At 60.0% G+C, this 22325-nt stretch carries 23 protein-coding genes; 12 read left to right on the top strand and 11 right to left on the bottom strand.

Going from position 1 to position 22325, the window contains the following annotated elements; all coding sequences use genetic code 11:
* Positions 1-610 precede the first annotated feature (610 nt).
* Positions 611-1390, bottom strand: coding sequence for a peroxide stress protein YaaA (gene yaaA, locus HNO86_RS16060; protein ID WP_175377923.1), 780 nt, complete (start codon positions 1388-1390; stop codon positions 611-613).
* 250 nt (positions 1391-1640) lie between these two features.
* Here yaaA and HNO86_RS16055 point away from each other — a divergent pair, with 250 nt between their 5' ends.
* The 6 genes from HNO86_RS16055 (at position 1641) to HNO86_RS16030 (ending at position 6996) form a co-directional block, all read left to right on the top strand.
* Positions 1641-2774 (top strand): polysaccharide deacetylase family protein, encoded by a 1134-nt coding sequence (locus HNO86_RS16055; RefSeq protein WP_175377922.1) that lies wholly within the window; start codon positions 1641-1643, stop codon positions 2772-2774.
* A 386-nt stretch (positions 2775-3160) separates the two neighbouring features.
* A complete protein-coding gene (locus HNO86_RS16050; protein WP_175377921.1) occupies positions 3161-4555 on the top strand; it encodes a PhoH family protein in 1395 nt (464 codons plus the stop codon).
* 189 nt (positions 4556-4744) lie between these two features.
* Positions 4745-5218, top strand: a complete 474-nt coding sequence (moaC, locus tag HNO86_RS16045) for a cyclic pyranopterin monophosphate synthase MoaC (RefSeq protein ID WP_175377920.1) — start codon at positions 4745-4747, stop codon at positions 5216-5218.
* The gene (gene moaD, locus HNO86_RS16040) at positions 5215-5457 is read left to right on the top strand and encodes a molybdopterin converting factor subunit 1 (protein ID WP_175377919.1); all 243 of its coding nucleotides are present in this window, start codon (positions 5215-5217) and stop codon (positions 5455-5457) included. Before moaC ends, moaD begins: the two co-directional genes overlap by 4 nt.
* 4 nt (positions 5458-5461) lie before the next feature.
* A complete protein-coding gene (moaE, locus tag HNO86_RS16035) occupies positions 5462-5914 on the top strand; it encodes a molybdopterin synthase catalytic subunit MoaE (protein ID WP_175377918.1) in 453 nt (150 codons plus the stop codon).
* Between the two features lie 305 nt (positions 5915-6219).
* Positions 6220-6996: an ABC transporter substrate-binding protein gene (locus HNO86_RS16030; RefSeq protein WP_175377917.1), complete on the top strand. Its 777-nt coding sequence runs from the start codon at positions 6220-6222 to the stop codon at positions 6994-6996.
* Between the two features lie 106 nt (positions 6997-7102).
* Here the strand turns inward: HNO86_RS16030 and HNO86_RS16025 are convergent, their stop codons facing one another.
* The 5 genes from HNO86_RS16025 to HNO86_RS16005 all read right to left on the bottom strand — a co-directional run bounded on the left by HNO86_RS16025 (position 7103) and on the right by HNO86_RS16005 (position 12487).
* Positions 7103-7744 carry a transcriptional regulator gene (locus HNO86_RS16025; RefSeq protein ID WP_175377916.1) on the bottom strand — a complete coding sequence of 214 codons (642 nt, stop codon included), beginning with the start codon at positions 7742-7744 and terminating at the stop codon, positions 7103-7105.
* Between the two features lie 105 nt (positions 7745-7849).
* Positions 7850-8977 carry an FAD-binding oxidoreductase gene (locus HNO86_RS16020; protein WP_175377915.1) on the bottom strand — a complete coding sequence of 376 codons (1128 nt, stop codon included), beginning with the start codon at positions 8975-8977 and terminating at the stop codon, positions 7850-7852.
* Between the two features lie 179 nt (positions 8978-9156).
* Complete coding sequence (locus tag HNO86_RS16015) at positions 9157-10104, bottom strand: ornithine cyclodeaminase family protein (protein ID WP_175377914.1); 948 nt, start codon at positions 10102-10104, stop codon at positions 9157-9159.
* Between the two features lie 127 nt (positions 10105-10231).
* Positions 10232-11719 carry an ATP-dependent RNA helicase RhlB gene (gene rhlB / locus HNO86_RS16010; protein WP_175377913.1) on the bottom strand — a complete coding sequence of 496 codons (1488 nt, stop codon included), beginning with the start codon at positions 11717-11719 and terminating at the stop codon, positions 10232-10234.
* A 111-nt stretch (positions 11720-11830) separates the two neighbouring features.
* Entirely contained in the window at positions 11831-12487 is a 657-nt protein-coding gene (locus tag HNO86_RS16005; RefSeq protein ID WP_175377912.1) for an alpha/beta hydrolase, read from the bottom strand.
* Positions 12488-12954: 467 nt separating this feature from the next.
* Between HNO86_RS16005 and HNO86_RS16000 the strand changes: the two genes are divergently transcribed.
* The 4 genes from HNO86_RS16000 (at position 12955) to HNO86_RS15985 (ending at position 17134) form a co-directional block, all read left to right on the top strand.
* Positions 12955-13986, top strand: a complete 1032-nt coding sequence (locus HNO86_RS16000) for an amino acid ABC transporter substrate-binding protein (RefSeq protein WP_175377911.1) — start codon at positions 12955-12957, stop codon at positions 13984-13986.
* Between the two features lie 65 nt (positions 13987-14051).
* On the top strand, positions 14052-15233 hold the full coding sequence (locus tag HNO86_RS15995; protein ID WP_175377910.1) for an amino acid ABC transporter permease: 1182 nt from the start codon (positions 14052-14054) through the stop codon (positions 15231-15233).
* A 10-nt stretch (positions 15234-15243) separates the two neighbouring features.
* Entirely contained in the window at positions 15244-16341 is a 1098-nt protein-coding gene (locus tag HNO86_RS15990) for an amino acid ABC transporter permease (RefSeq protein WP_175377909.1), read from the top strand.
* 28 nt (positions 16342-16369) lie between these two features.
* The gene (locus HNO86_RS15985; protein WP_016771581.1) at positions 16370-17134 is read left to right on the top strand and encodes an amino acid ABC transporter ATP-binding protein; all 765 of its coding nucleotides are present in this window, start codon (positions 16370-16372) and stop codon (positions 17132-17134) included.
* 102 nt (positions 17135-17236) lie between these two features.
* On the opposite strand, the gene HNO86_RS15980 is transcribed toward HNO86_RS15985, so the two are convergent.
* Positions 17237-17719 (bottom strand): type II toxin-antitoxin system MqsA family antitoxin, encoded by a 483-nt coding sequence (locus HNO86_RS15980; protein WP_175377908.1) that lies wholly within the window; start codon positions 17717-17719, stop codon positions 17237-17239.
* Entirely contained in the window at positions 17716-18027 is a 312-nt protein-coding gene (locus HNO86_RS15975) for a type II toxin-antitoxin system MqsR family toxin (RefSeq protein WP_175377907.1), read from the bottom strand. Before HNO86_RS15975 ends, HNO86_RS15980 begins: the two co-directional genes overlap by 4 nt.
* Before the next feature lie 164 nt (positions 18028-18191).
* Here HNO86_RS15975 and HNO86_RS15970 point away from each other — a divergent pair, with 164 nt between their 5' ends.
* Both HNO86_RS15970 and HNO86_RS15965 read left to right on the top strand, forming a co-directional pair.
* On the top strand, positions 18192-18851 hold the full coding sequence (locus HNO86_RS15970) for a FadR/GntR family transcriptional regulator (RefSeq protein WP_175377906.1): 660 nt from the start codon (positions 18192-18194) through the stop codon (positions 18849-18851).
* A complete protein-coding gene (locus HNO86_RS15965; protein WP_175377905.1) occupies positions 18841-20148 on the top strand; it encodes a CynX/NimT family MFS transporter in 1308 nt (435 codons plus the stop codon). The genes HNO86_RS15970 and HNO86_RS15965 overlap by 11 nt, the downstream gene beginning before the upstream one ends.
* Here the strand turns inward: HNO86_RS15965 and HNO86_RS15960 are convergent, their stop codons facing one another.
* From HNO86_RS15960 to HNO86_RS15950, 3 genes are all read right to left on the bottom strand, one after another.
* Positions 20149-20799, bottom strand: coding sequence for a DUF1120 domain-containing protein (locus HNO86_RS15960; RefSeq protein WP_175377904.1), 651 nt, complete (start codon positions 20797-20799; stop codon positions 20149-20151).
* 82 nt (positions 20800-20881) lie between these two features.
* Complete coding sequence (locus HNO86_RS15955) at positions 20882-21505, bottom strand: DUF1120 domain-containing protein (protein WP_175377903.1); 624 nt, start codon at positions 21503-21505, stop codon at positions 20882-20884.
* Positions 21506-21583: 78 nt separating this feature from the next.
* Positions 21584-22210, bottom strand: coding sequence for a DUF1120 domain-containing protein (locus tag HNO86_RS15950; protein WP_175377902.1), 627 nt, complete (start codon positions 22208-22210; stop codon positions 21584-21586).
* Positions 22211-22325 lie beyond the last annotated feature (115 nt).

Raw genomic sequence — 22325 nt, 5'->3', positions numbered from 1 at the left:
CCTCTATTCGGAAGATATTCGTGCAACCTTTCTGTGCCATTGATGTCAGGCGAAAGCCATGAAAATCAAGTATTTGGGTGCTCTGCTGAGCACGCTATAGATGCGCTGCCCAAGCTCTGTTGGAAATAGCCATAGAGGGGTCTTCGCTGTCCGTTCAATATTGCCCAAATCAGGGATAAGTCTGTGGAAGTTACAGGGATAACTTCGCTACATGGATCTCTGTTCTGCGTAAGTTATTTCTCACAATCTCGAAGAAATTCGTTACCGGTGGTTCGAGCAGTGCATTCGGACATAGTTCCGATCCGGTCATCGTGATTTCTGAAATTTCTTGAAATATTGAGAAAGATGGCACTGCTTTCATATTGATAGCACTTGCCGTTTCGCCCTTTATATATAGGCGGATAATCGCAGGGGATAGTTTTTTGCCAGTACCGATAAAAATTTTCAGTGCCACTACTGAAAAAAATGATCGAAGTCGAATGAAACTAAAGTTAGAAAATTGACTGGTGTGTTTTTGGCGCCATAAAAATGGCGAATCGAGCGGGGAGCATAGGGGGTATCAGCAGAGCGGCGCAGAGTGGATTTCCACTGCTGCGCCGACTTTTACGGATCACTCGGGAGCGTGATCGCGCAGGAAAACCAGATTGTCCGGTTTGGATTGCTCGGCGCAGAAGCGATAGCCCTGGACGTCGAACTGTTTGAGGGCATCGGGATTATTGATCCGTTCCTCGATGACGAAGCGGCTCATCAGGCCCCGGGCCTTCTTGGCGTAGAAGCTGATGATCTTGTACTGGCCGTTCTTCAGGTCCTTGAACTCGGTATTGATGATGCGCGCGTTCAGGGCGCTGCGTTTGACCGCCGAGAAGTACTCGTTGGAGGCCAGGTTCAGCAACACATCGTCACCCTGATCGGCCAGGGCTTCGTTCAGCCATTCGCTGATTCGCGAGCCCCAGAAGGCGTACAGGTCCTTGCCGCGGGCGTTGGCCAGTTTGGTGCCCATTTCCAAGCGATAAGGCTGCATCAGGTCCAGCGGGCGCAGCAGGCCGTAGAGGCCGGAGAGCATGCGCAGATGCTGCTGGGCGTAATCGAAATCGGCTTCGCTGAAGGTTTGCGCGTTCAGCCCGGTGTACACATCGCCCTTGAACGCCAGCAACGCCTGTTTGGCGTTTTCCGGGGTGAATGCCGGGGTCCAGCTGCCGAAGCGTGCGGCGTTGAGCCCGCCGATCTTGTCGGAGACGTGCATCAACTCGCTGATCTGCGCCGGCGTCAGGTCACGCAGTTGCAGGATCAGCTCCTGGGAATGGTCCAGGTATTGCGGCTGGGTAAAGCGCTGGGTCGCCGGCGGTGTTTCGTAATCGAGGGTCTTGGCGGGTGAAATCACCATCAGCATGAAGTCGTCTCCTTTAAACGTGGGGGCGATTCTAGGGGGTTGTCGGTGTTGACTCCAGCTATCGGTGTGATAGGTGATCGGTGGTGTCATGGGACAAGATCGCAGCCTCGCTTCGCTCGACAGCTCCTACAGGTTCGAGTTGGCTTGGGAAGGCGGGACATTTGCAGGAGCTGTCGAGCGAAGCGAGGCTGCGATCTTTTGATCTTCCCGCGATATAGTGCCGCGCGGGTTTTGTTATGGAGACATCCCATTGCGTATCGCTTTTCTGTTCACGGCCTGGCTTCTGAGCCTGGGCGCCATGGCGGCGCCGGGTGAGGTGGCGACGCTCGATCGCGGCACCTGGCCGGAAAAACTCACTAATCCGACGCTGTTCGACGTGGCCTCGCGCGCCGAAATCCTCATGTTCGCCCGCGGACTGCTGGCCAGCGAAGCCCTGGATGAGCCCGCACTGGCCCAGCGCCTGGGCCTGCGCACGGTCAACATGGAATCGGTCAACCGCGTACGCGAACGGCTGTGGCAACGCCTGCTGACCAGCTTCAATTTCGCCCAGCAGAGCTGCGATCAGGATGCGTCCTTCTGTTTCCTGGTAGAGGACATGCCGACCCTGCGTGAGCAGGCCGGCAAATTCCAGATCGGCGAAGACAGTTACTACATCAAGTGGGCCGAACCCAGCCGCCTGTTCCACGCCCAATACCTGGACGAACAGCTGCGCAAGGCCGCGCTGTTCCCGCAGACCACCAGCGAAGTCGATCAATTCGGCGACTACGAACGCAATGGCGACGGCATGCACGACCGCCTGTTCCTGCTGACCTTCGACAGCGCCGCCAATGCCGCACCCGACAACACCGACTGGGTGGCCGATTACCTGCGCAAGGCGAACATGAGCGGCACTTTCTTCGTCCTTGGCAAGGACGTCCAGGCGCGTCTGGCGCAAGGGTCGGTGGCCAATCTGCAATCAACGTTTTCGACCCAGTGCGTCGGCGTGCAAGGCTGGGAATTCCGCTCCCACAGCCATTGGCAGGACTGGCAGGACTCGGTCCGGCGCAGCGTCGATCTGGTCAAGGGCAAGCTGCCGGAAAACTACGTCCCGTTGTTCCGTCCACCCGATGGCCAGCGCCGCGCGGACGCCGAGCCATTCTTCAAGTCCCAGGGCCTGCAGGTGGCCCTGTGGGACATCGACGCGCAGGACGGCGCCGGCAAACTCAAGGGCCCGCAGAGCGCGCAACGGGTGCTGACCCTGATGCTGCTATGGCGTCACGGCGTGATCAATTTCAATGTGAAGCAGGACGGGGTGAAAACCGCGTTGCCCTGGCTGCTGACGCAAACATCGCAGAGCGGGATCGGTTGGGAGGATTGCCAGGACGGATTTGCGCAGTCCCTGTAGCAGCCGGACGCAGGCTTCGCCAGCGGCTACAGGGGGCGCGTTTTGATTCAGAAGGGCAAAAGCCCGTAAACATTGGGTTCGGGGCGATTTTGGGAGGGATTTTGCAGCAGGTTGACTTCCGACTGTAAACGGATGATGGCAGTCCGCCAAGGGCTTTTCGTCACTCTGCAAAATAAACTTCAAAAAAGCGTCAAAGTGCTTTTTTCTGTCATGTGTTTTGGAGTATTACGAAGACAGACAGCCGAAACCTGCAGCACAGGTGGCGTCTTCCAAGACCCTACTCGTGTGCAGTTCACTTGAGTCCCCGCAGGTGAATTCGGCAGTCACTTCGAGGCGCATAACCGCCAAGGTATTGCGTCGAATGGCTCCCACAAAGGTGACCGAGTATGGATGATCACGGACGTAGCTCTTCTTCCAACCAGCCAATCCTTTATGTACTCGATACCAACGTATTGATTCACGATCCAAACGCGCTGCTCAATTTCGAAGAACACCACGTCGCCATCCCCATGACCGTGCTTGAGGAACTCGACAAGCTCAAGAGCGGGCATCACAGCGTTGCCGCCGAATGCCGCCAGGCCATCCGGCTGATCGACAAGACCCTGGGCGACGCCACGCCCGAGGATGTGGAACAGGGTGTGCCGATCCAGCGGGGCAAGGGTGGCCCGAAAGGCTTGCTGTCAATTCTGATGAGCAAGCAGGCGGAGCCGAATATCCTCCTGCCCGAACATCTGAACGACAACAAAATCATCAACCAGCTGATCGATCTGCAGGCGCGTCACCTGAAGAAGTCGGTGGTGCTGGTCACCAAAGACATCAACATGCGCCTCAAGGCCCGCGCCTGCGGGATTGAGGCCGAGGACTACAGCACTGACCAACTGGTAGACGACGTTTCGTTGCTGCCCAATGGTTATCACGATATCAAGGGCTCGTTCTGGGACCTGGTGAGCAAGGTCGAAACCCGTCAGGGTCATGGCCGCACCTGGCATCAGGTGAATCTGATCGACAACCTGCCGGCGGTGCATATCAACGAGTTCATCATCGACGAGCAGGGCTTCGTCGGCTGGGTCAAGGAAATCGACGGCGACCAACTGCTGATCCTGGACCTGCATCAGGAACCGCTGCTGCATCAGGAAGCCTGGGGCCTGAAACCCCGTGACATCTATCAGAGCCTGGCGCTGTTCGCCTTGCTCGATCCGGACATCCATCTGGTCAATCTGTCCGGGGCCGCCGGCTCCGGTAAAACCATCCTGGCCCTGGCCGCTGCGATCGAGCAGACCATGGTCAGCAAGCGTTATCGCCGTATCATCGCCACCCGCAGCGTGCAGGGCCTGGATCAGGAGATCGGTTTTCTGCCCGGCACCGAAGCGGAAAAAATGGAGCCTTGGCTGGGCGCCATCACTGACAACCTCGAAGCCTTGCACATGGATGACGAAAGCACCCATGGCAGCGTCGAGTACATCCTCGAGCGCGTCCCGCTGCAGTTCAAATCCCTCAATTACATTCGAGGCCGCAGCTTCCAGCAGAGCCTGATCCTGATCGACGAATGCCAGAACCTCACGCCGCACCAGATGAAAACCATCATCACCCGTGCCGGCGCCGGTTCCAAAGTGGTGTGCCTGGGCAACCTGGCACAGATCGACACCCCTTACCTGTCCGCGACCAGCTCCGGGCTTACCTACCTGACCGAACGCTTCAAGGACTTCCCGAACGGCGTGCACATCACCCTGCAAGGGGTGCCTCGCTCAATTCTGGCCGAATACGCCGAATCGCATCTCTAAGCTGCAAGCTGCAAGCTGCAAGCTGCAAGCTGCAAGCTGCAAGCTGCAAGCGGTACGAGTGATTTTCACTTGCCGCTTGAAGCTTGCAGCTTTCGGCTGCTTAAATGCTTGCTTCCATATTCACAGCTCAACAGCGCTTTTCACTTGCCGCTTGTAGCTTGCCGCTTGCAGCTGCCTCAAGGAGGCCCCGTGCTAACTCATCTCGATTCCCAAGGTCGCGCCAACATGGTCGACGTCACCGACAAAGACGTGACGTTCCGTGAGGCGACGGCCCAAGCGCTGGTGCGCATGCTGCCCGAAACCCTGCAGATGATCGTCAGCGGCGGTCACCCCAAGGGTGATGTGTTTGCCGTCGCGCGCATCGCCGGCATCCAGGCGGCGAAGAAAACCAGCGATCTGATTCCGCTGTGCCACCCGCTGATGCTGACCGGGGTCAAGGTCGAACTCGGTGCCGAGGGCGACGACAGCGTCCGCATCGTCGCGCGCTGCAAGCTGTCCGGGCAGACCGGGGTGGAGATGGAAGCCCTGACCGCCGCCAGCGTCGCGGCCCTGACCATCTATGACATGTGCAAGGCGGTGGATCGTGGCATGACCATCGAAAGCGTCAAGCTGCTGGAAAAGCTCGGCGGCAAGAGCGGTCACTTCCAGGCGGAGCAGCCATGAACGTCACCGTGAAGTTTTTCGCCCGTTATCGTGAAGCCCTGGGCATGGATTCGCTTGAGGTCCAGGGCCCGTTCGCCACGGTCGACGACGTGCGTGCGTTGCTGGCCCAGCGTGAAGGCGCCGAGGTGTTGAGCGAGCAGAACCTGATGTGTGCGCGCAACGAAGACCTGTGCCAGCTCGATGAGCCGGTGGCCGACGGCGATGAAGTGGCGTTTTTTCCGACCGTGACCGGGGGCTGAAACCATGGCGATCCGTGTCCAGCCCGAGCCGTTCGATCCAGGGGTTGAGGTGAACGCCATGCACGCCGCCAACGTTGGCGTGGGGGCGGTGGTGAGTTTTGTCGGTTATGTGCGCGACTTCAATGACGGGCTCGATGTGGCCGGGATGTTCCTTGAACACTATCCGGGCATGACCGAAAAAGCCCTCGGCAAGATCGTCACCGAGGCCGAGCAGCGCTGGCCGTTGCTCAAGCTCGAAGTGCTGCACCGCATCGGCGCGCTGGAGCCCGGCGAGCCGATCGTCTTCGTCGGCGCCGCCAGCGCCCATCGCCAGGCCGCCTTCGATGCCTGCGCCTTTGTCATGGACTACCTGAAAACCCGCGCGCCGTTCTGGAAAAAAGAGAACACCCCCGAAGGCCCGCGCTGGGTCGAAGGGCGCGACAGCGATCATGCGGCGGCGGATCGCTGGAAGCAGTAAGGCCTGTATCGCTCTCAAGTACGCCATCGCGGGCAAGCCCGCTCCCACAGGTTCAATGGTTTACACATATTCCGTGTGCGACACGGACACTGTGGGAGCGGGCTTGCCCGCGATGGCTTCAGACGAAACACAAAAAATCCTGCTGACTCACCTCCCGACCATTGGTCGGGTCCAACCCCGTTTGCCTCATTGACGGTTTGTACCTAAAAGTCCAATATGGATTTATAAGTACAAAAAAGGCTGTCCACCGCTATCGCTTTTTCTTCTGTCTTGCAAAACCAACAACAACCCGCGAGAGAACGAATATGAAGAAGTTCCCCCTCATCACCGGTCTGGCCCTGAGCCTGTTGGCGTGCTCCAGTCTGTATGCCGCCGAGAAAACCCTGCGTATCGGTATCGAGGCCGCTTATCCACCGTTTGCTTCCAAGACCGACAAGGGCGAAATCGTCGGTTTCGACTACGACATCGGCAACGCCCTGTGCGCCGAGATGAAGGTCAAGTGCGTGTGGGTCGAAGGTGAGTTCGACGGCCTGATTCCTTCGTTGAAAGTGAAGAAGATCGACATGGCCCTGTCGTCCATGACCATCAACGACGACCGCAAGAAATCGGTGGATTTCACCCACAAGTACTACTTCACGTCCTCGCGCCTGGTGATGAAAGAAGGCGCGGTGGTGGATGACCAGTACGCCAGCCTCAAGGGCAAGACCGTCGGCGTGCAGCGTGCGACCACCACCGACCGCTACGCCACCGAGGTGTTCGAGCCCAAGGGCATCATCGTCAAGCGTTATGGCAACAACGAAGAGATCTACATGGACCTGGCGGCCGGTCGCCTGGACGCGGTCTTCGCCGACACCATCCCGCTCAACGACTTCCTGTCGATGCCGCGCGGCAAGGGTTACGCGTTTGTCGGGCCTGAGCTCAAGGATCCGAAGTACGTGGGCGAGGGCGCCGGGATTGCCGTGCGCAAGGGTAATGCCGAACTGGTCAGCCAGTTGAACACGGCCATCGATGGCATTCGCGCGAATGGCGAGTACCAGAAGATTTCCGATAAGTACTTCAAGTCCGATATCTACGGCGATTGATAGCCAGTCTTCGCGGGCAAGCCTCGCTCCTGCAGGATTTCGCGTGACCTGCAGGAGCGAGGCTTGCCCGCGAAGGCGTCAGACCAGGCAACGCAAATTCCAGGGTTTAACCCTTCAACTCCTTCAAATGCTTATAAACCGTCGCCCGCCCCATGTTCAGCACATTGGCCACATAGTTCGACGAGCTTTTGCCTTTGAACGCCCCTTCGGCATGCAGGGCCAGCACCAGTTCGCGTTTGTGATCGCGGGTCAGCAGGTTCAGGCTCAGCTGGCGTTCGCGCAGCCAGGCGTGGAGGAAGGTGTTGATCCGTTCCTGCCAGTCATCGCGAAACAGCGCGTCCGGTTGCGGGATCAGTTTGGTCGGTGACAGGAACAGGTCCAGCGCGGCCTTGGCATTCTCGAACAGCGAAATATTCAGATTGATGCACAACACGCCCAGCGGATGACCTTCGCTGTCGCGCAGCACGGTGCTGACGCTGCGAATGTTCTGACCATCCCAATTGAGCTTTTCGTACGGCCCGATGTTTCGTTCGTCGACATCTTCGCTGAGCATGTCTTCCAGCGCCGAATCGTCGCCGACCACCCGCTTGGACAGGTTGTTGGCGATGTAGTCGACCTTCTGCGTGCGCAGGTCGTGCAGCACCACCTCGGCGTGGGGGAAGAACAGGGTGGCGATGGCATCGGCGATCGCCCGGAAGTTATCCAGGGCGGCGTCGTTCAAGGCCGGGTCTTTTTCGGGTGCGTTCATGCAGGGGGCTCCGGGCAGCATCAGCGCCCCGTGGAACGGGGCTCTGAAAGTGTGCCGCAATCGTGTCGGCGCGTCACGCGAGGCTGGCTCAGGTGGAGGTAGCGATCAGCCCAGGCGAGCGGGGGAGAGCATCTCGGCGTTCAGGCCGAAGCGGGTCAGTTGCTCGGGCAGCGCCGCGCCGCGAACCAGGGCGGCGCTGGCCTGGCCCATGGCCGGCGAGGTCTGGATGCCGTAGCCGCCTTGCGCCGCGACCCAGAACAGGCCAGGCACCTGCGGATCGAAACCGGACAGCAGATCGCCATCGCTGACGAAGCTGCGCAAGCCGGCCCAGGTGCGGGTCGGACGGCGGATGGTCAGGGTGGTGGATTCTTCGATCTGGTAGATGCCCATGGCGATGTCCAGCTCTTCAGGCTGTACGTCGTGGGGCTCGACCGGGTCGGCGTTGGCCGGCGAGCCGAGGAACATGCCGGCGTCCGGTTTCATATAGAAGGACTCGTCGAGGCTGACCAGCATTGGCCAATGGTGGATGTCCACGCCCTCGGGGCCGGCGAAGATGAAGGCCGCGCGACGCTTGGGTTGCAGGCCCAGCGGGCGAGCGCCGGCCAGTTCGCCGATCTTGTCGGCCCAGGCGCCGGCGGCGTTGATGATGATCTTCGCGCTGAAGGTGCCGGTGGAGGTCTGCACCTGCCACAGCCCCAGGGCGTCGCGGCTCAGGCCTTGCACTTCGCAGTCGGTATGGACTTCGCCCTGATTGCGACGGATGCCGCGCAGATAGCCCTGGTGCAGGGCATCGGTGTCGATGTCGCTGGCGGTCGGGTCATACAGCGCGCCGTGGACTTTCTCGCGGCGCAGGATCGGCACCCGCTCGCAGGCCTCGTCGGCGCTGAGCAGCTGCATCTCGGGCACCGTGGACTTGGCGCTCTGGTATTGGCTGTTCAGCTCGGCGGGATCACCGGTGAAATCCACAGTCATCTCGCCGCGCGGGGTCAGCAGCGGGTGTTCGCAGAAACCGCTGGGCGGGGCGTCGAAGAAATCACGGCTGGCCAGGGTCAGGGCGCGTACCTGGGGTGTGCCATAGGCTGCGGTGAACAACGCCGCCGAGCGCCCGGTGGAGTGATAGGCCGGGTGCGACTCGCGCTCGAGCACAATCACGCGCCCGTGCTGCGACAGCCAGAAACCGGTGGAAGCGCCGGCAATCCCGCCGCCGATGATGATGAAGTCTGCCTGGCTCATAGATAACTCCAGTGTGAGTGCAAAGCCGAAGATGTAAAAAAATCCTGTGGGAGCGGGCTTGCCCGAATCAGTTAAACCGCTGCAGGACCTGTAGCAGCTGGCGAAGCCTGCGTTCGGCTGCTACATGGAACGCGTTTTTCCTTAGTTGACCGGCAAGCCGGCTCCCACAGAGTTATGTGTCAGGCCTGCAGGCGATAGATGGCATTCGCCAACGCAATATCTTCCAGCCCCAAACCAATGGAACGGAAGAACACATGCCGGTCATACGCCGGGCGCTGCACTTTTTCGCTGAGCAGATCCGGCAGGTCGCCGAGGATCGCGCTCTTGTTCCAGCCATGCTGTTCGCCGGCGATCAGCATTTCCCCGGCCGAGCCCGGGGTGGTCACGCGGTAGTCGCAGAACACCTGCATGTCCTGGAGGCTCTGCGGCGGTACTTCGTGGGCGCGCGGGGCGTTGGTGCTGATGGAAGTAATCAGCGCTGGTTTGCTCAAGGTGGACGGGTCGATCACAGGGCCCGCCGACGAGGTGCACAGCATGATCACATCCGCATCGGCCATCGCCACTTCACGGCTGTCGACGATGTTCAGTCGCGGGTCGAGGCTTCTGATCTGCGCCTGCTCCTCGGCGCTGCTCTCGCTCAGGCCCGGCGAGTAAATGCTGATGCTCTGCCAGTCACGCAGACCCTTCACGTAATGCACATGGGCCTGGGCCACCTTGCCACTGCCGATGATCGCCAGACGCGAGGCCTTCAGCGGCGCCAGGGCATCGATGGCCACGGCGGTGGTCGCGGCGGTGCGTGCAGTGGTCAGCTCACCGGCATCGCACAGCAGCAGCGGCTGACCGGTCTGCATCGACATCAGCAAGGTCCAGGCCGTCACCAGCGGCTCCTGTTCGCGAACGATGTAGGGCGAAGTCTTGACCCCGTACACGCCATCTTCCGCCAGCACGCCCAGGTAGTTGATGAAATCGCCGGCCCCTTGTGGAAACTCCACCAGTTGCTGAGCCGGCTGCACCGCTTGCCCGGTAGCGAGGTCGCGGAACAGTTTGCGCAGGATCTGCGGTACGTCGACCTGGGCCAGCAACTCGCGGGCCTGAGGTTGGGTGATCACGTAGGGGGTGCTGGACATGGTCGACTCCGGAGGCGATTTATAAACTAATTTGTCCATTATGGACTTTTAGTCCTGATGAGCAATATCCGGGCGAAAAAAAAGCGCAGTCCGTTTCCGGCTGCGCCTCTTTCCCGCAACTCATCCGTCAGTGACGTTTGCGCTCAACCGCCCGCAACAGATGGGTCGGCGGCATTTCGCAGCTGATCTTCTTGCCCAGCATCTCTTCGATGGCCGGTAGCTGGTAGGAGTCGTCTTCGCCGGCAAAGCTGATGGACACGCCGTCGGCGCCTGCACGACCGGTCCGGCCGATACGGTGCACGTAGTCGTCCGGCACTTCCGGCAGGGTGAAGTTGATCACGTGGCTGATGCCGTCGATGTGGATCCCGCGACCGGCCACGTCGGTGGCCACCAGCACGCGGATCTTGCCTTCGCGGAAACCTTCCAGGGTCTTGATGCGCTTGTGCTGCGGCACGTCGCCCGACAGTTGCGCGGCGTTGATGCCGTCGCGCACAAGGCGTTCCTCGATGCGTCGCACTTCATCCTTGCGGTTGGCGAACACGATCACCCGCTCCCAGCCGTTGTCGTTGACCAGGTTGTAGAGCAGTTTGTATTTGTCGGCGCCGGCCACCGCATAGATGTGCTGTTCGACGTTGTCGCTGGCCACGTTGGTGGCTTCGATTTCGACGATGGCAGGATCGGTGGTCCACTGCTTGGCCAGGTTCATCACGTCGTCGGTGAAGGTCGCGGAGAACAGCAGCGTCTGGCGTTCGGACTTGGGCGGTGTCTGGCGAATGATCTGGCGCACTTGCGGGATGAAGCCCATGTCGAGCATGCGGTCGGCTTCGTCCAGCACCATCACTTCGACCATGTCCAGGTGCACGTCGCCGCGCTGGTTGAAGTCCAGCAGGCGGCCGGGGGTGGCCACGAGGATGTCGCAGTGACGGGCTTCGAGGTGCTTGAGTTGCTTGTCGAAGTCCATGCCGCCGACGAACGTCATGACGTTCAGGCCGGTGTACTTGGTCAGGTCCGCGGCGTCCTTGGCGATCTGCACCACCAGTTCGCGGGTCGGCGCGATGATCAGCGCCCGTGGCTCGCCCATGTAGCGCTCTTTCGGCGGCGGGGTCTGCAGCAGTTGGGTGATGATCGAAATCAGGAACGCGGCGGTCTTGCCGGTGCCGGTCTGGGCGCGGCCGATGGCGTCCTTGCCGGCGAGGGTGAAGCCCAGCACCTGTGCCTGGATCGGCGTGCAATAAGGAAAGCCCAGGTCCTGGATGGCGTGCATCAGTTCCGGGGAGAGTTTGAAGTCGTGGAAGCGGGTCTTGCCTTCCTGGGGCTCGACGACGAAGTCTTCGAGTTTCCACGGGATCACCGGGGCCTTGGGCTTCGGTTCGCGGCGGGGTTTGGCGGGTTTGGGCGTTTCGCTGCGTGGCTGCTCGGGCGCCGGATTGGCTGAGGGCGTACGCTTTGGCTCAGGTCGCGGTTCGTCTTTCGGTGCCGCTGTGGGAGCGGTCCGGCCAGGCTGATTACCGTCGGTGCGGTGGCTGGGCTGGTGAGACGGAGCGCTGGGGGCTGGCGCGAGTTGTTCGGTCTCGCTTTTACCGAACATTTTCTTGAGTGCTTTGAGCACGGTCATCTCATCAATTGGTTAAGGAATGTACGCCGGCCAGTGTAATGCAAGAAACGGGCGCGGCGTAGTGGGATGGATCAAAGGGCGCTTTTAAACACAAAAACGCCGGTAAAACGTTTAGCGCAAACGTTCAGCAAGCCACACACCGATGTCGCGAATTTCCTCGGGTAACACTTCGTGGGCCATTGGGTACTCCTGCCATGTCACGGTGACACCATGGGACTTCAAATACTCGTAAGCGGTGCGCCCCATCGAGTTTTGCACCACGTCGTCGTACTGACCGTGCAGCGACAGCACCGGAATGCGCTGCTGGCTGGCGGACAGTTCCAGCTCATCGCTGAAGGTCGGGGCATAGGTGGAGAGGGCAAGTACGCCACCGAGCGGACCCTGCCATTTCAGGAACGCGGTGTGTAATACCACCGCGCCGCCCTGGGAAAAACCTGCCAGGAAAATCCGCGAGGCGTCTATTCCGCTGGCTCGCTGTTGTTCGATCAGTTCGATTATGCGATCGGCGGAGGCTTCCAGCTGATCGCGGTCGATCGCTCGCGCCGGGCTCATGGCCAAAATGTCGTACCAGCTCGGCATCTCGTAACCGCCGTTGATGGTCACGGCGCGGGTCGGTGCCTGGGGCAGCACGAAGCGGGTGGTGGTCAGGCTTTCCTGCAGGGCTTCGGCCACCGGCAGGAAGTCGTAGCGATCGGCGCCCAGGCCGTGCAGCCAGATGACGCAGGCGTCTTCTGTCTTGGCGGGGTGAAGAATCAAGGGCTCGGACATGTCTGCTCCAATTGTGTGCGTGCGCTCTCATTAAGTGCGGGGCTTGAGGGCGCGTCTGGTTGATCAGTTACGAAGATGTCGCAAGGTTACAAGTTTTGCTATTGACCTGTCGCTTTCCCGCTTAATTGGTCGGTGTGGTACGGGCCTTGCTATAGGGGAGCTGGTACGAAGATCCCACATCTGGCGGTAACACTATCAGGCCATTTCTGGCGGTGGGATAGCAAAGAATCCGGTGATGGATGTTCGCCACAGGCCGCTACGGGCTTCGCGAACGTGAAAGGGCTACAGCCCGTTCGGCCGATTGGTGAGAAGTGAGTTGTCCATTATGTGGATTTTCTCCTACTAGACTCATAGCTACGGTCTCTGGTCGCTTGACCCCACAACAAGCCAACTCGGGTCAACAACGCCTCAAAAGGGTGCGGCAGGACTCACGCTCCGACACAACAAGAGCAAAACTGGAGGTTTGAATGAAGATGTTGAAATCCACCCTGGCCATCGTGACTGCTGCAACAGTTCTCGGTGTCAGCGGGTTCGCTCAGGCGGGTGCAACCCTGGATGCAGTGCAGAAGAAGGGTTTCGTGCAGTGTGGCGTCAGCGATGGTCTGCCGGGCTTCTCGGTTCCGGACTCCACCGGCAAGATCGTCGGTATCGACGCTGACTACTGCCGCGCCGTGGCCGCTGCCGTGTTCGGCGATGCGACCAAGGTCAAGTTCAGCCAGTTGAACGCCAAAGAGCGTTTCACCGCCCTGCAGTCGGGCGAAATCGACATCCTGTCCCGTAACACCACCATGACCAGCTCCCGTGACGCGGGCATGGGTCTGAAATTCCCTGGCTTCATCACTTACTACGACGGCATCGGCTTCCTGGCCAACAACAAGCTGGGCGTGAAGAGTGCCAAGGAACTGGATGGCGCGACCATCTGCATCCAGGCCGGTACCACCACCGAACTGAACGTTTCCGACTACTTCCGCGCCAACGGCCTGAAGTACACCCCGATCACTTTCGACACCTCCGATGAAAGCGCCAAGTCGCTGGAATCCGGTCGTTGCGACGTGCTGACCTCCGACAAGTCCCAGCTGTTCGCCCAGCGCAGCAAGCTGGCCGCGCCGAAGGACTACGTGGTGCTGCCGGAAACCATTTCCAAGGAGCCACTGGGCCCGGTCGTGCGTAACGGCGACGACGAGTGGCTGGCCATCGTGCGCTGGGTTGGCTACGCCATGCTCAACGCTGAAGAAGCCGGCGTGACGTCCCAGAACGTCGAAGCTGAAGCCAAGTCCACCAAGAACCCGGACGTCGCTCGTCTGCTGGGTGCCGACGGTGAATACGGCAAAGACCTGAAAGTGAAGAAAGACTGGGTTGTGCAGATCGTCAAGCAGGTCGGCAACTACGGTGAAGTGTTCGAGAAAAACCTCGGCAAGAGCACTCCGCTGGAAATCGACCGCGGCCTGAACGCGCTGTGGAACGCTGGCGGCATCCAATACGCACCACCAGTGCGCTGATGGTTCTATCACCCGGCAGGCCAACTGCCGGGTGATGTTCTGTTCCATTATTACCGGGGCACTTCATGCAAAATTCAATCGGCGCACCAAAGCAGAGACTCAGTCTCAGCGATCCTAAAGTGCGTGCGTGGCTCTTCCAGATCATCACCATTGTCGCGGTGGTCTCGATGGGCTGGTACCTGTTCGACAACACCCAGACCAACCTTCAGCACCGGGGCATCACCTCCGGTTTCGACTTTCTGGAGCGCAGTGCCGGCTTCGGCATCGCTCAACACCTGATCGACTACACCGAAGCGGACAGCTATGCCCGGGTGTTCGTCATCGGCCTGCTCAACACCTTGCTGGTGAGCTTCATCGGCGTGATTCTGGCGACCATCCTGGGCTTCATCATCGGCGTGGCCCGTCTTTCGAAGAACTGGATCATCGCCAAGCTGGCGACCGTCTATGTGGAGGTTTTCCGTAACATCCCGCCGCTGCTGCAGATCCTGTTCTGGTATTTCGCGGTGTTCCTGACCATGCCGGGGCCGCGCAACAGCCACAACTTCGGCGACACCTTCTTCGTCAGCTCCCGTGGCCTGAACATGCCGGCCGCGCTGATGGCCGACGGTTTCTGGCCGTTCGTGGCCAGCATCGTGGTGGCCATCGTCGCCATCGTGCTGATGAGCCGCTGGGCCAACAAGCGTTTCGAGGAAACCGGCGAGCCGTTCCACAAGTTCTGGGTCGGCCTGGCCATGTTCCTGGTGATCCCTGCGTTGTGCGCGCTGATCTTCGGCTCGCCCGTGCATTGGGAAATGCCGGTGCTCAAGGGCTTCAACTTCGTCGGTGGCTGGGTCCTGATCCCGGAACTGCTGGCACTGACCCTGGCGCTGACCGTGTACACCGCGGCATTCATCGCCGAGATCGTGCGCTCGGGCATCAAGTCCGTCAGCCACGGCCAGACCGAAGCGGCGCACTCCCTGGGCCTGCGCAACGGTCCGACCCTGCGCAAGGTGATCATCCCGCAAGCCCTGCGCGTGATCATTCCGCCGTTGACCAGCCAGTACCTGAACCTGGTGAAAAACTCCTCCCTGGCCGCCGGTATCGGTTATCCGGAAATGGTGTCGCTGTTCGCCGGTACCGTGCTGAACCAGACCGGGCAGGCGATCGAGGTGATTGCGATCACCATGAGCGTGTACCTGGCAATCAGTATCAGCATTTCCCTGCTGATGAACTGGTACAACAAGCGCATTGCGCTGATCGAGCGGTAAGGAAAAGCGCATGAGCACTCATACTTTCAAACCTGACATGCCGCCACCGAGCAGTAGCATCGGTGTGGTGGCGTGGATCCGCGCGAACATGTTCTCCAGCTGGCTCAACACCCTGCTGACCCTGTTCGCGTTCTACCTGATCTACCTGGTGGTTCCGCCGATCATCCAGTGGGCGATCCTCGACGCCAACTGGGTCGGCACCACCCGCGCCGACTGCACCAAGGAAGGCGCCTGCTGGGTGTTCATCCAGCAGCGTTTCGGCCAGTTCATGTACGGCTACTACCCGCCGGAACTGCGCTGGCGCGTGGACCTGACCGTGTGGCTGGCGGTCCTCGGTGCGGCACCGCTGTTCATCTCGCGCTTCCCGCGCAAAGCGGTGTACGGCCTGTGCTTCCTGGTGCTGTACCCGATCATCGCCTGGTGCCTGTTGCATGGCGGCGTCTTCGGCCTGCCGCAAGTGGCGACCAGCCAGTGGGGCGGCCTGATGCTGACCCTGGTGATCGCCACCGTCGGTATTGCCGGTGCGTTGCCGCTGGGGATCGTCCTGGCGCTGGGCCGTCGTTCGAACATGCCGGCGATTCGTGTGGTCTGCGTGACCTTCATCGAATTCTGGCGCGGCGTGCCGTTGATCACGGTGCTGTTCATGTCCTCGGTGATGCTGCCGCTGTTCCTGCCTGAAGGCATGAACTTCGACAAGCTGCTGCGGGCACTGATCGGCGTGATCATGTTCCAGTCGGCCTACGTGGCCGAGGTGGTGCGCGGCGGTCTGCAGGCGATTCCGAAAGGGCAGTACGAAGCGGCCGCGGCGATGGGCCTGGGTTACTGGCGCAGCATGGGCCTGGTGATCCTGCCGCAAGCCCTGAAGCTGGTGATCCCGGGCATCGTCAACACCTTCATCGCGCTGTTCAAGGACACGAGCCTGGTGATCATCATCGGCCTGTTCGACCTGCTCAACAGCGTCAAGCAAGCCGCCGCCGACCCGAAATGGCTGGGCATGGCCACCGAAGGCTACGTGTTCGCCGCCCTGGTGTTCTGGATTTTCTGTTTTGGCATGTCGCGCTATTCCATGCATCTGGAACGCAAGCTCGACACAGGCCACAAGCGCTAAGTCGCTACCTAATTTAGGAAGTTTTCCGATGAGCGAAGCAATCAAGAAGCCTGTGGGCCCTGAAGGCATTATTCAGATGCAGGGCGTGAACAAGTGGTACGGCCAGTTCCACGTGTTGAAAGACATCAACCTGAACGTCAAGCAGGGCGAGCGTATCGTGCTGTGCGGTCCGTCGGGTTCGGGCAAGTCCACCACCATCCGCTGCCTCAACCGTCTGGAAGAGCACCAGCAGGGCCGCATCGTGGTCGATGGCGTGGAGCTGACCAACGACCTCAAGCAGATCGAAGCGATCCGCCGTGAAGTCGGCATGGTGTTCCAGCACTTCAACCTGTTCCCGCACCTGACCATTCTGCAGAACTGCACCCTGGCGCCGATGTGGGTGCGCAAGATGCCCAAGCGCAAGGCCGAAGAAATCGCCATGCATTACCTGGAACGCGTACGCATTCCGGAGCAGGCGCACAAGTACCCGGGGCAACTGTCCGGCGGTCAGCAGCAGCGTGTAGCGATTGCCCGTGCGCTGTGCATGAAACCGAAAATCATGCTGTTCGACGAACCGACGTCGGCACTCGACCCTGAGATGGTGAAAGAGGTGCTGGACACCATGATCGGCCTGGCCGAAGACGGCATGACCATGCTCTGCGTGACCCACGAAATGGGCTTCGCCCGCACCGTGGCCAACCGCGTGATCTTCATGGACAAGGGCGAAATCGTCGAACAGGCCGCGCCGAACGACTTCTTCGACAACCCGCAGAACGATCGCACCAAGTTGTTCCTGAGCCAGATCCTGCATTGATCGGCACTGGGTAACGAAACTGGTAACGAAATAAACCCGGACCTGGTCCGGGTTTATTTTTGGGCGCGATTTACCGTCGCATGCAAACGTGTAGGGATAGCGTCAGGATGTGGTGAGGGTTTCGTGCTCTTTGTGCACGATGCTTTTCGAACCCCGCAAATCCGCACCTTCAGCCAGGGATTTCGCATCGACCAGTAAGTGCGGATACCGATCGAGCAGGCGCATCAGCAATACCAACGTCTTCGGCGCTAGCACCTCGCCGCGTTCGTAACGGGAAAAAGCGTTGTGCCCGCCTCCGGAGAGCAGAAGTACGGCTTCCCTTTGCGACAAATTCAGCTTGCGACGGATCTGCTTCATTTCGTTGCCGATCATCCGTCTGGCGGCAAGGACCAATTCATCACATGCGTCTGAATATCGCTCTGCGGAATCCGGATCGTGTATGACTTCCCCGCAGGCTTGGCATTCCCAGCCAGACAAGTCATCCAGCCGACGCTCCATGCCTTTGACGATCATGGTTTCACCACGACCTTCGAAATGCGTCATTCCGTCACGTCTGCCACAACTGAGGCATTGCTTTGTTTTCATGATTTTCTCTCCTTGAAAGAGATCACCGGAGGTTCACCGTTTGTGCAGCAGGTCACCTTGATGTAGATCTCCAAACCGCACGAATGAGTGTGATAGACGTCCTGCCAGACTCTGTGATCGTCATAGGTGGTCATCGATTTGTACAACATGTCGCGTTCCAGTTCGAAGACAGCTTCCTGCATTTCCGTGATGCTGAAACCGAGATCCCTGGCGTTTTCCCTCGCCGTCCTGGTAAACGCTTTTGCCCCCAAACGCCGCACATCCGCCTTTATCAACGCGAGGTTGTAATGAGGTGTTTTCTTTTCCATAAGAAACCAAACCCTGTCCCTGAAATTACCCTTAAAGGGTAATTTTGACTAATCGAAAATCCCGCTCTTTTCCCTCCCTCTGACCGTAGGCAGTTGCCGTCCTACTCGTAGCTGATTACCCTGTAGGAAAATTCATCCTATGATTGGATGAAAGGGCGAATTCCATGTCAGACATTTCTCCACTAGTAAAACGATCCTTGGTTGACCAGGCCCTGGATCAGTTGCGTCAGCGCATCAATCAGGGCGTTTGGGTGGTCGGCCAGCGCTTGCCCACCGAACCCGAGTTGTCAGCCGAACTGGGCATCAGCCGTAACACCGTGCGTGAAGCCATGCGCGTTCTGGCGTTTTCCGGGTTGATCGAGATCCGCCAGGGCGACGGCAGTTATCTGCGGGGGCTGGTCGATCCGCTGGACACCCTGAAGGTGTTGTCGCAGTGCTCGCTGGAGCATGCGCGGGAGACCCGGCACATCCTCGAGGTCGAGGCGATTGGCCTGGCGGCGTTGCGCCGGACCGAGGAAGACCTGGTGGCCTTGCGTGAAGCGCTGGGTGTCAGCGGCAGTCACTACCACGGCGATCTCGACACCTACATCGCCTGCGATCTGGTGTTCCACCGGCGTCTTGTCGACGCCGCGCACAACCCCACCCTCAGCGAGCTGTATCGCTACTTCTCCAGCGTCGTCGGCGAGCAATTGCGTCACTGCCTGAATGTCACCCCGCGGCGTCAGGCAGTGTTCGACCTGCATATCGAACTGCTCGATGCCGTCGAGCAACGCGACCCGGAACGGGCCAAAGCCTTGTCGAGGCAGTTGATCAATGAACCTTGAAACCGAGAACGCCATGTCCAGCAGCAACAGCCAGATCACCGAAGCCAAACGCAAGACGGAGCTCGAAGAGCTGCTGATCGATGCCGAGGCCGACGACGAGCAGGTCCAGCAGAGCCATCCGGTACTGCGGCGGCCATGGCTGTTGTTGCTGGGATTGATTCTGGTGGCGCTGAACCTGCGACCGGCGCTGTCGAGCATGGCGCCGATGCTCAGCGAAGTGTCCAAAGCCCTCGGTTTGTCGGCATCCCAGGCCGGTTTGCTGACGACCCTGCCGGTGCTCTGCCTTGGTCTGTTCGCGCCACTGGCGCCGGTGCTGGCGCGACGTTTCGGTGCCGAGCGCGTGGTGCTGGGCATTCTCCTGACGTTGGCCTGCGGCATCATCCTGCGCAGTTCTTTCGGTTCGATCGGCCTGTTCGCCGGTAGCGTTCTGGCCGGTGCCAGCATCGGTGTGATTGGCGTATTGCTGCCGGGCATCGTCAAGCGCGACTTCCCGAAACAGGCCGGGACCATGACCGGTGTCTACACCATGGCCCTGTGCCTGGGCGCGGCGATGGCGGCGGGGGCGACCGTGCCGCTGAGTGAGCATTTCGACAAAAGCTGGGCGCTGGGCCTGGGGTTCTGGGTAATCCCGGCGCTGGTCGCGGCGCTGTTCTGGCTGCCGCAGGTCGGCCAGAAACACGGCACGCACAACGTGGCCTACAAGGTTCGCGGTCTGCTGCGTGATCCATTGGCCTGGCAAGTGACCCTGTACATGGGCCTGCAATCGTCCCTGGCGTACATCGTGTTTGGCTGGTTGCCGTCGATCCTGATCGGTCGCGGCCTGACCCCGACCCAGGCCGGGCTGGTGCTGTCGGGTTCGGTCATCGTGCAGTTGCTCAGCTCTCTGGCCGCCCCGTGGCTGGCGACCCGGGGCAAGGATCAGCGCCCGGCGATCGTGATCGTCATGGTGATGACCCTCGGCGGCCTGTTCGGTTGCCTGTACGCACCGATCGAAGGTCTGTGGGGCTGGGCGATCCTGCTTGGCCTGGGGCAGGGCGGCACATTCAGCCTGGCGTTGACCCTGATCGTGCTGCGTTCGCGCGATTCCCATGTGGCGGCCAACCTGTCGAGCATGGCCCAGGGCTTCGGCTACACCCTGGCGTCCATGGGGCCGTTCGCGGTCGGCATCGTGCACGACTGGACCGGTGGCTGGAACGCCGTGGGCTGGATCTTCGGTGTGCTCGGCGTCGGGGCAATCGTTGCAGGACTCGGTGCCGGACGCTCGCTGTATGTGCAGGTGGTCAGCGAAAAGGTTTGATCACAAGTACACCACGTCCAGCGTCGCCGAGCCGTCGAGCAGCACATCGACGCTCAGGTCCAGTTCGGCAGTCGGCGCTATGACCGTCTCGACCGTCACCCGGCTCGTCAGCTGCTGGAGGGCAATCGGGCCCGCGCTGCTGCCGGCTACGTCGGTAAAGCCCAGGTAGCTGCGGGCGCCAATGGGAATGGATCGGCTATTGGATGAGCTCCAGGCCAGGCCGCCAGTGGTGGAGTCGGTTCGAAACACCTGCGACCAGCCATCCACCACCGTGGCGAGCGGATCGAAATTCAGCGAATACAGGCCGATCTTGTTGCTGCCGTTGTCGTAATTCAGGCCGTAGTAAATCTCGCTGTTGACGATGGCCGAGCCTTCGCGATTGTCGCGCATCGTCAGGGCGAAACGCGCAGGCGCGCTGCATTGGATGCTGAAGTCGAGCATCTGGTCGCGCAGTTGTGTGCGCTTGTCGACACTCAGGTCCTGCCGGGAGATCTTGCCGTAGTCGACAAGGCCATGGTTGGACAGGCTTGGGGTGCAGGCGGCGGGGGTGATGAGGCCATTGACCGTCAGGTCCACGGCGGACGCCGCGTGAACCATGGGCGTGATGCCCATGAGGAAGGTTGTCGCAAGCCATGGGGATCGACTGTGCATCGTGAGATCCTTTTCTTGAGTTTGTATGGTCGGGTGCCGAGATCGGTCTTTGCCCGGCATCCGATTCCGGGCAAAGACGGCGTTACAGGTACTTCATTTCAAGGGTGGCAGAGCCGTCGAGGTATACCTGCTGACTAAGGTCCAACTCACGGGCTGGCTTGATCCACGTCAGAAGTCTCAGAACAAAGGTCAGGTCTTGAACACTGATCGGCTGATTCCCGGTATCCCCTTGGGCTGCCACCGACACGTACTCTCCCGGCTCCCAGATCATGTGGTAGTGCCAGCCGGTTTCACCGTCAGGGGACTTGACCGTCCGTACCACTGCACCGTCGGCAAGCGCCGTGTGCATATTCAAACTGTACATTCCGATGTTCTGGGTGCCATTGATTTTTCCCAGGCCGAAAGTGGCATTTGAATCGTTCGAGTCGGCACGATTGTCGACACTCAACAGTGCGACCCGGGTAGCCCCTTCGCACTGGACTGACAGAGTCAACTCACGTTGTTGCAGTGCGGTATAGCCGTTCTGATTCAGATCTCTGGCCAAAATTTTTCCGTAGTCGGCGATACCACCATCCGACAGGTTCGGTGTGCATGCACTGGGCGTAATGCTGCCGGTGACAGACAGGTCGGTGCTCGATGCTGCCTGTGTAATAGGTGCCGCACTGATCATTGCGGCATAGGTAAATGCTGCGAAGTAATATTTCATTTGTTCATGCTCAATTTTTGAGAAACATTTTTCAGCCGGCGCCTGAGCCACTCATAGGGGTGATAGAGGAGCAGCGGGTTAAAGGTACTTGACCTCGAAAGTGGTCGAGCCATCGAGGCTGACTTCGTTGCTGAGGTCAAGACCGTCGGCGCGAGCGATGGCGGCGGTCAGATTCAGCTGAATTTTCATGTTCTGCACCGCAACCGGCTTGCTCCAGTCATCGCTGGCGGCCACCGCCAGGTAGTGGTCACTGCGCAGAATGATATTGGTGCTCCAGCTTGCCCCTTGGTCCAGTGAGACAATGGCCTGCCCTGGCATGCCGTCAGCTTCCGCGCGTTCTGTGAACATCGTGTAATGCCCCAGCTTCTGCGTGCCGTTGATCAGACCGAGGCCGAAAGCCCAGGGTGCGATCAAAGACGCCGTGCCTTTGCGGTTGTCGAACAATTGAGCCGCGAGCAGCGCCGTGGCAGGGCAATTCACTTCGAGGTTCAGTGTCTTCGGCTCCAGAATGGTGTCTGAGGTGAGATTCAGATCCCTGGCCGCAATCTTTCCAAAGTCAACCACGCCACCGTTGGGCAGGGTGGGCATGCAGGCGACGGGCGTAATGGTGCCGGTGACCGTCAGGTCGGTGCTCGAAGCCGCGAGTACATGGGGGGCCAGGCCGATCAGTACGACGGCGGTAAAAGCTGCGAAATGGTTTTTCATTTTGATACTCGATTTTCAAGAAGTTTTTTTAATCGCAGCAGAGCTGCCCGCGCGCGGCGAGCAGCTCAGCGGCGAGGGCGTTAGAGGTACTTCATTTCAAAGGTCGCGGAGCCGT

Source organism: Pseudomonas sp. C1C7 (assembly GCF_013359595.1).
Lineage (GTDB): Bacteria > Pseudomonadota > Gammaproteobacteria > Pseudomonadales > Pseudomonadaceae > Aquipseudomonas.
Note: the sequence above shows the minus strand (reverse complement) of the source record. Positions and strands in the feature narration are given on the sequence as shown.

Bases quoted from the DNA above. Each gene is read 5' to 3' on its own strand.
- HNO86_RS15955 (WP_175377903.1), bottom strand. From the start codon at position 21,505: ATGAAATATTACTTCGCAGCATTTACCTATGCCGCAATGATCAGTGCG.
- HNO86_RS16020 (WP_175377915.1), bottom strand. From the start codon at position 8,977: ATGAGCCAGGCAGACTTCATCATCATCGGCGGCGGGATTGCCGGCGCT.
- HNO86_RS16050 (WP_175377921.1), top strand. From the start codon at position 3,161: ATGGATGATCACGGACGTAGCTCTTCTTCCAACCAGCCAATCCTTTAT.
- HNO86_RS15975 (WP_175377907.1), bottom strand. From the start codon at position 18,027: ATGGAAAAGAAAACACCTCATTACAACCTCGCGTTGATAAAGGCGGAT.
- HNO86_RS15990 (WP_175377909.1), top strand. From the start codon at position 15,244: ATGAGCACTCATACTTTCAAACCTGACATGCCGCCACCGAGCAGTAGC.
- HNO86_RS16000 (WP_175377911.1), top strand. From the start codon at position 12,955: ATGAAGATGTTGAAATCCACCCTGGCCATCGTGACTGCTGCAACAGTT.
- yaaA (WP_175377923.1), bottom strand. From the start codon at position 1,390: ATGCTGATGGTGATTTCACCCGCCAAGACCCTCGATTACGAAACACCG.
- HNO86_RS15965 (WP_175377905.1), top strand. From the start codon at position 18,841: ATGAACCTTGAAACCGAGAACGCCATGTCCAGCAGCAACAGCCAGATC.
- HNO86_RS15980 (WP_175377908.1), bottom strand. From the start codon at position 17,719: ATGAAAACAAAGCAATGCCTCAGTTGTGGCAGACGTGACGGAATGACG.
- rhlB (WP_175377913.1), bottom strand. From the start codon at position 11,719: ATGACCGTGCTCAAAGCACTCAAGAAAATGTTCGGTAAAAGCGAGACC.
- HNO86_RS15960 (WP_175377904.1), bottom strand. From the start codon at position 20,799: ATGCACAGTCGATCCCCATGGCTTGCGACAACCTTCCTCATGGGCATC.
- HNO86_RS16005 (WP_175377912.1), bottom strand. From the start codon at position 12,487: ATGTCCGAGCCCTTGATTCTTCACCCCGCCAAGACAGAAGACGCCTGC.
- HNO86_RS15970 (WP_175377906.1), top strand. From the start codon at position 18,192: ATGTCAGACATTTCTCCACTAGTAAAACGATCCTTGGTTGACCAGGCC.
- HNO86_RS15950 (WP_175377902.1), bottom strand. From the start codon at position 22,210: ATGAAAAACCATTTCGCAGCTTTTACCGCCGTCGTACTGATCGGCCTG.
- moaD (WP_175377919.1), top strand. From the start codon at position 5,215: ATGAACGTCACCGTGAAGTTTTTCGCCCGTTATCGTGAAGCCCTGGGC.
- HNO86_RS15995 (WP_175377910.1), top strand. From the start codon at position 14,052: ATGCAAAATTCAATCGGCGCACCAAAGCAGAGACTCAGTCTCAGCGAT.
- HNO86_RS16025 (WP_175377916.1), bottom strand. From the start codon at position 7,744: ATGAACGCACCCGAAAAAGACCCGGCCTTGAACGACGCCGCCCTGGAT.
- HNO86_RS15985 (WP_016771581.1), top strand. From the start codon at position 16,370: ATGAGCGAAGCAATCAAGAAGCCTGTGGGCCCTGAAGGCATTATTCAG.
- HNO86_RS16015 (WP_175377914.1), bottom strand. From the start codon at position 10,104: ATGTCCAGCACCCCCTACGTGATCACCCAACCTCAGGCCCGCGAGTTG.
- HNO86_RS16030 (WP_175377917.1), top strand. From the start codon at position 6,220: ATGAAGAAGTTCCCCCTCATCACCGGTCTGGCCCTGAGCCTGTTGGCG.
- moaE (WP_175377918.1), top strand. From the start codon at position 5,462: ATGGCGATCCGTGTCCAGCCCGAGCCGTTCGATCCAGGGGTTGAGGTG.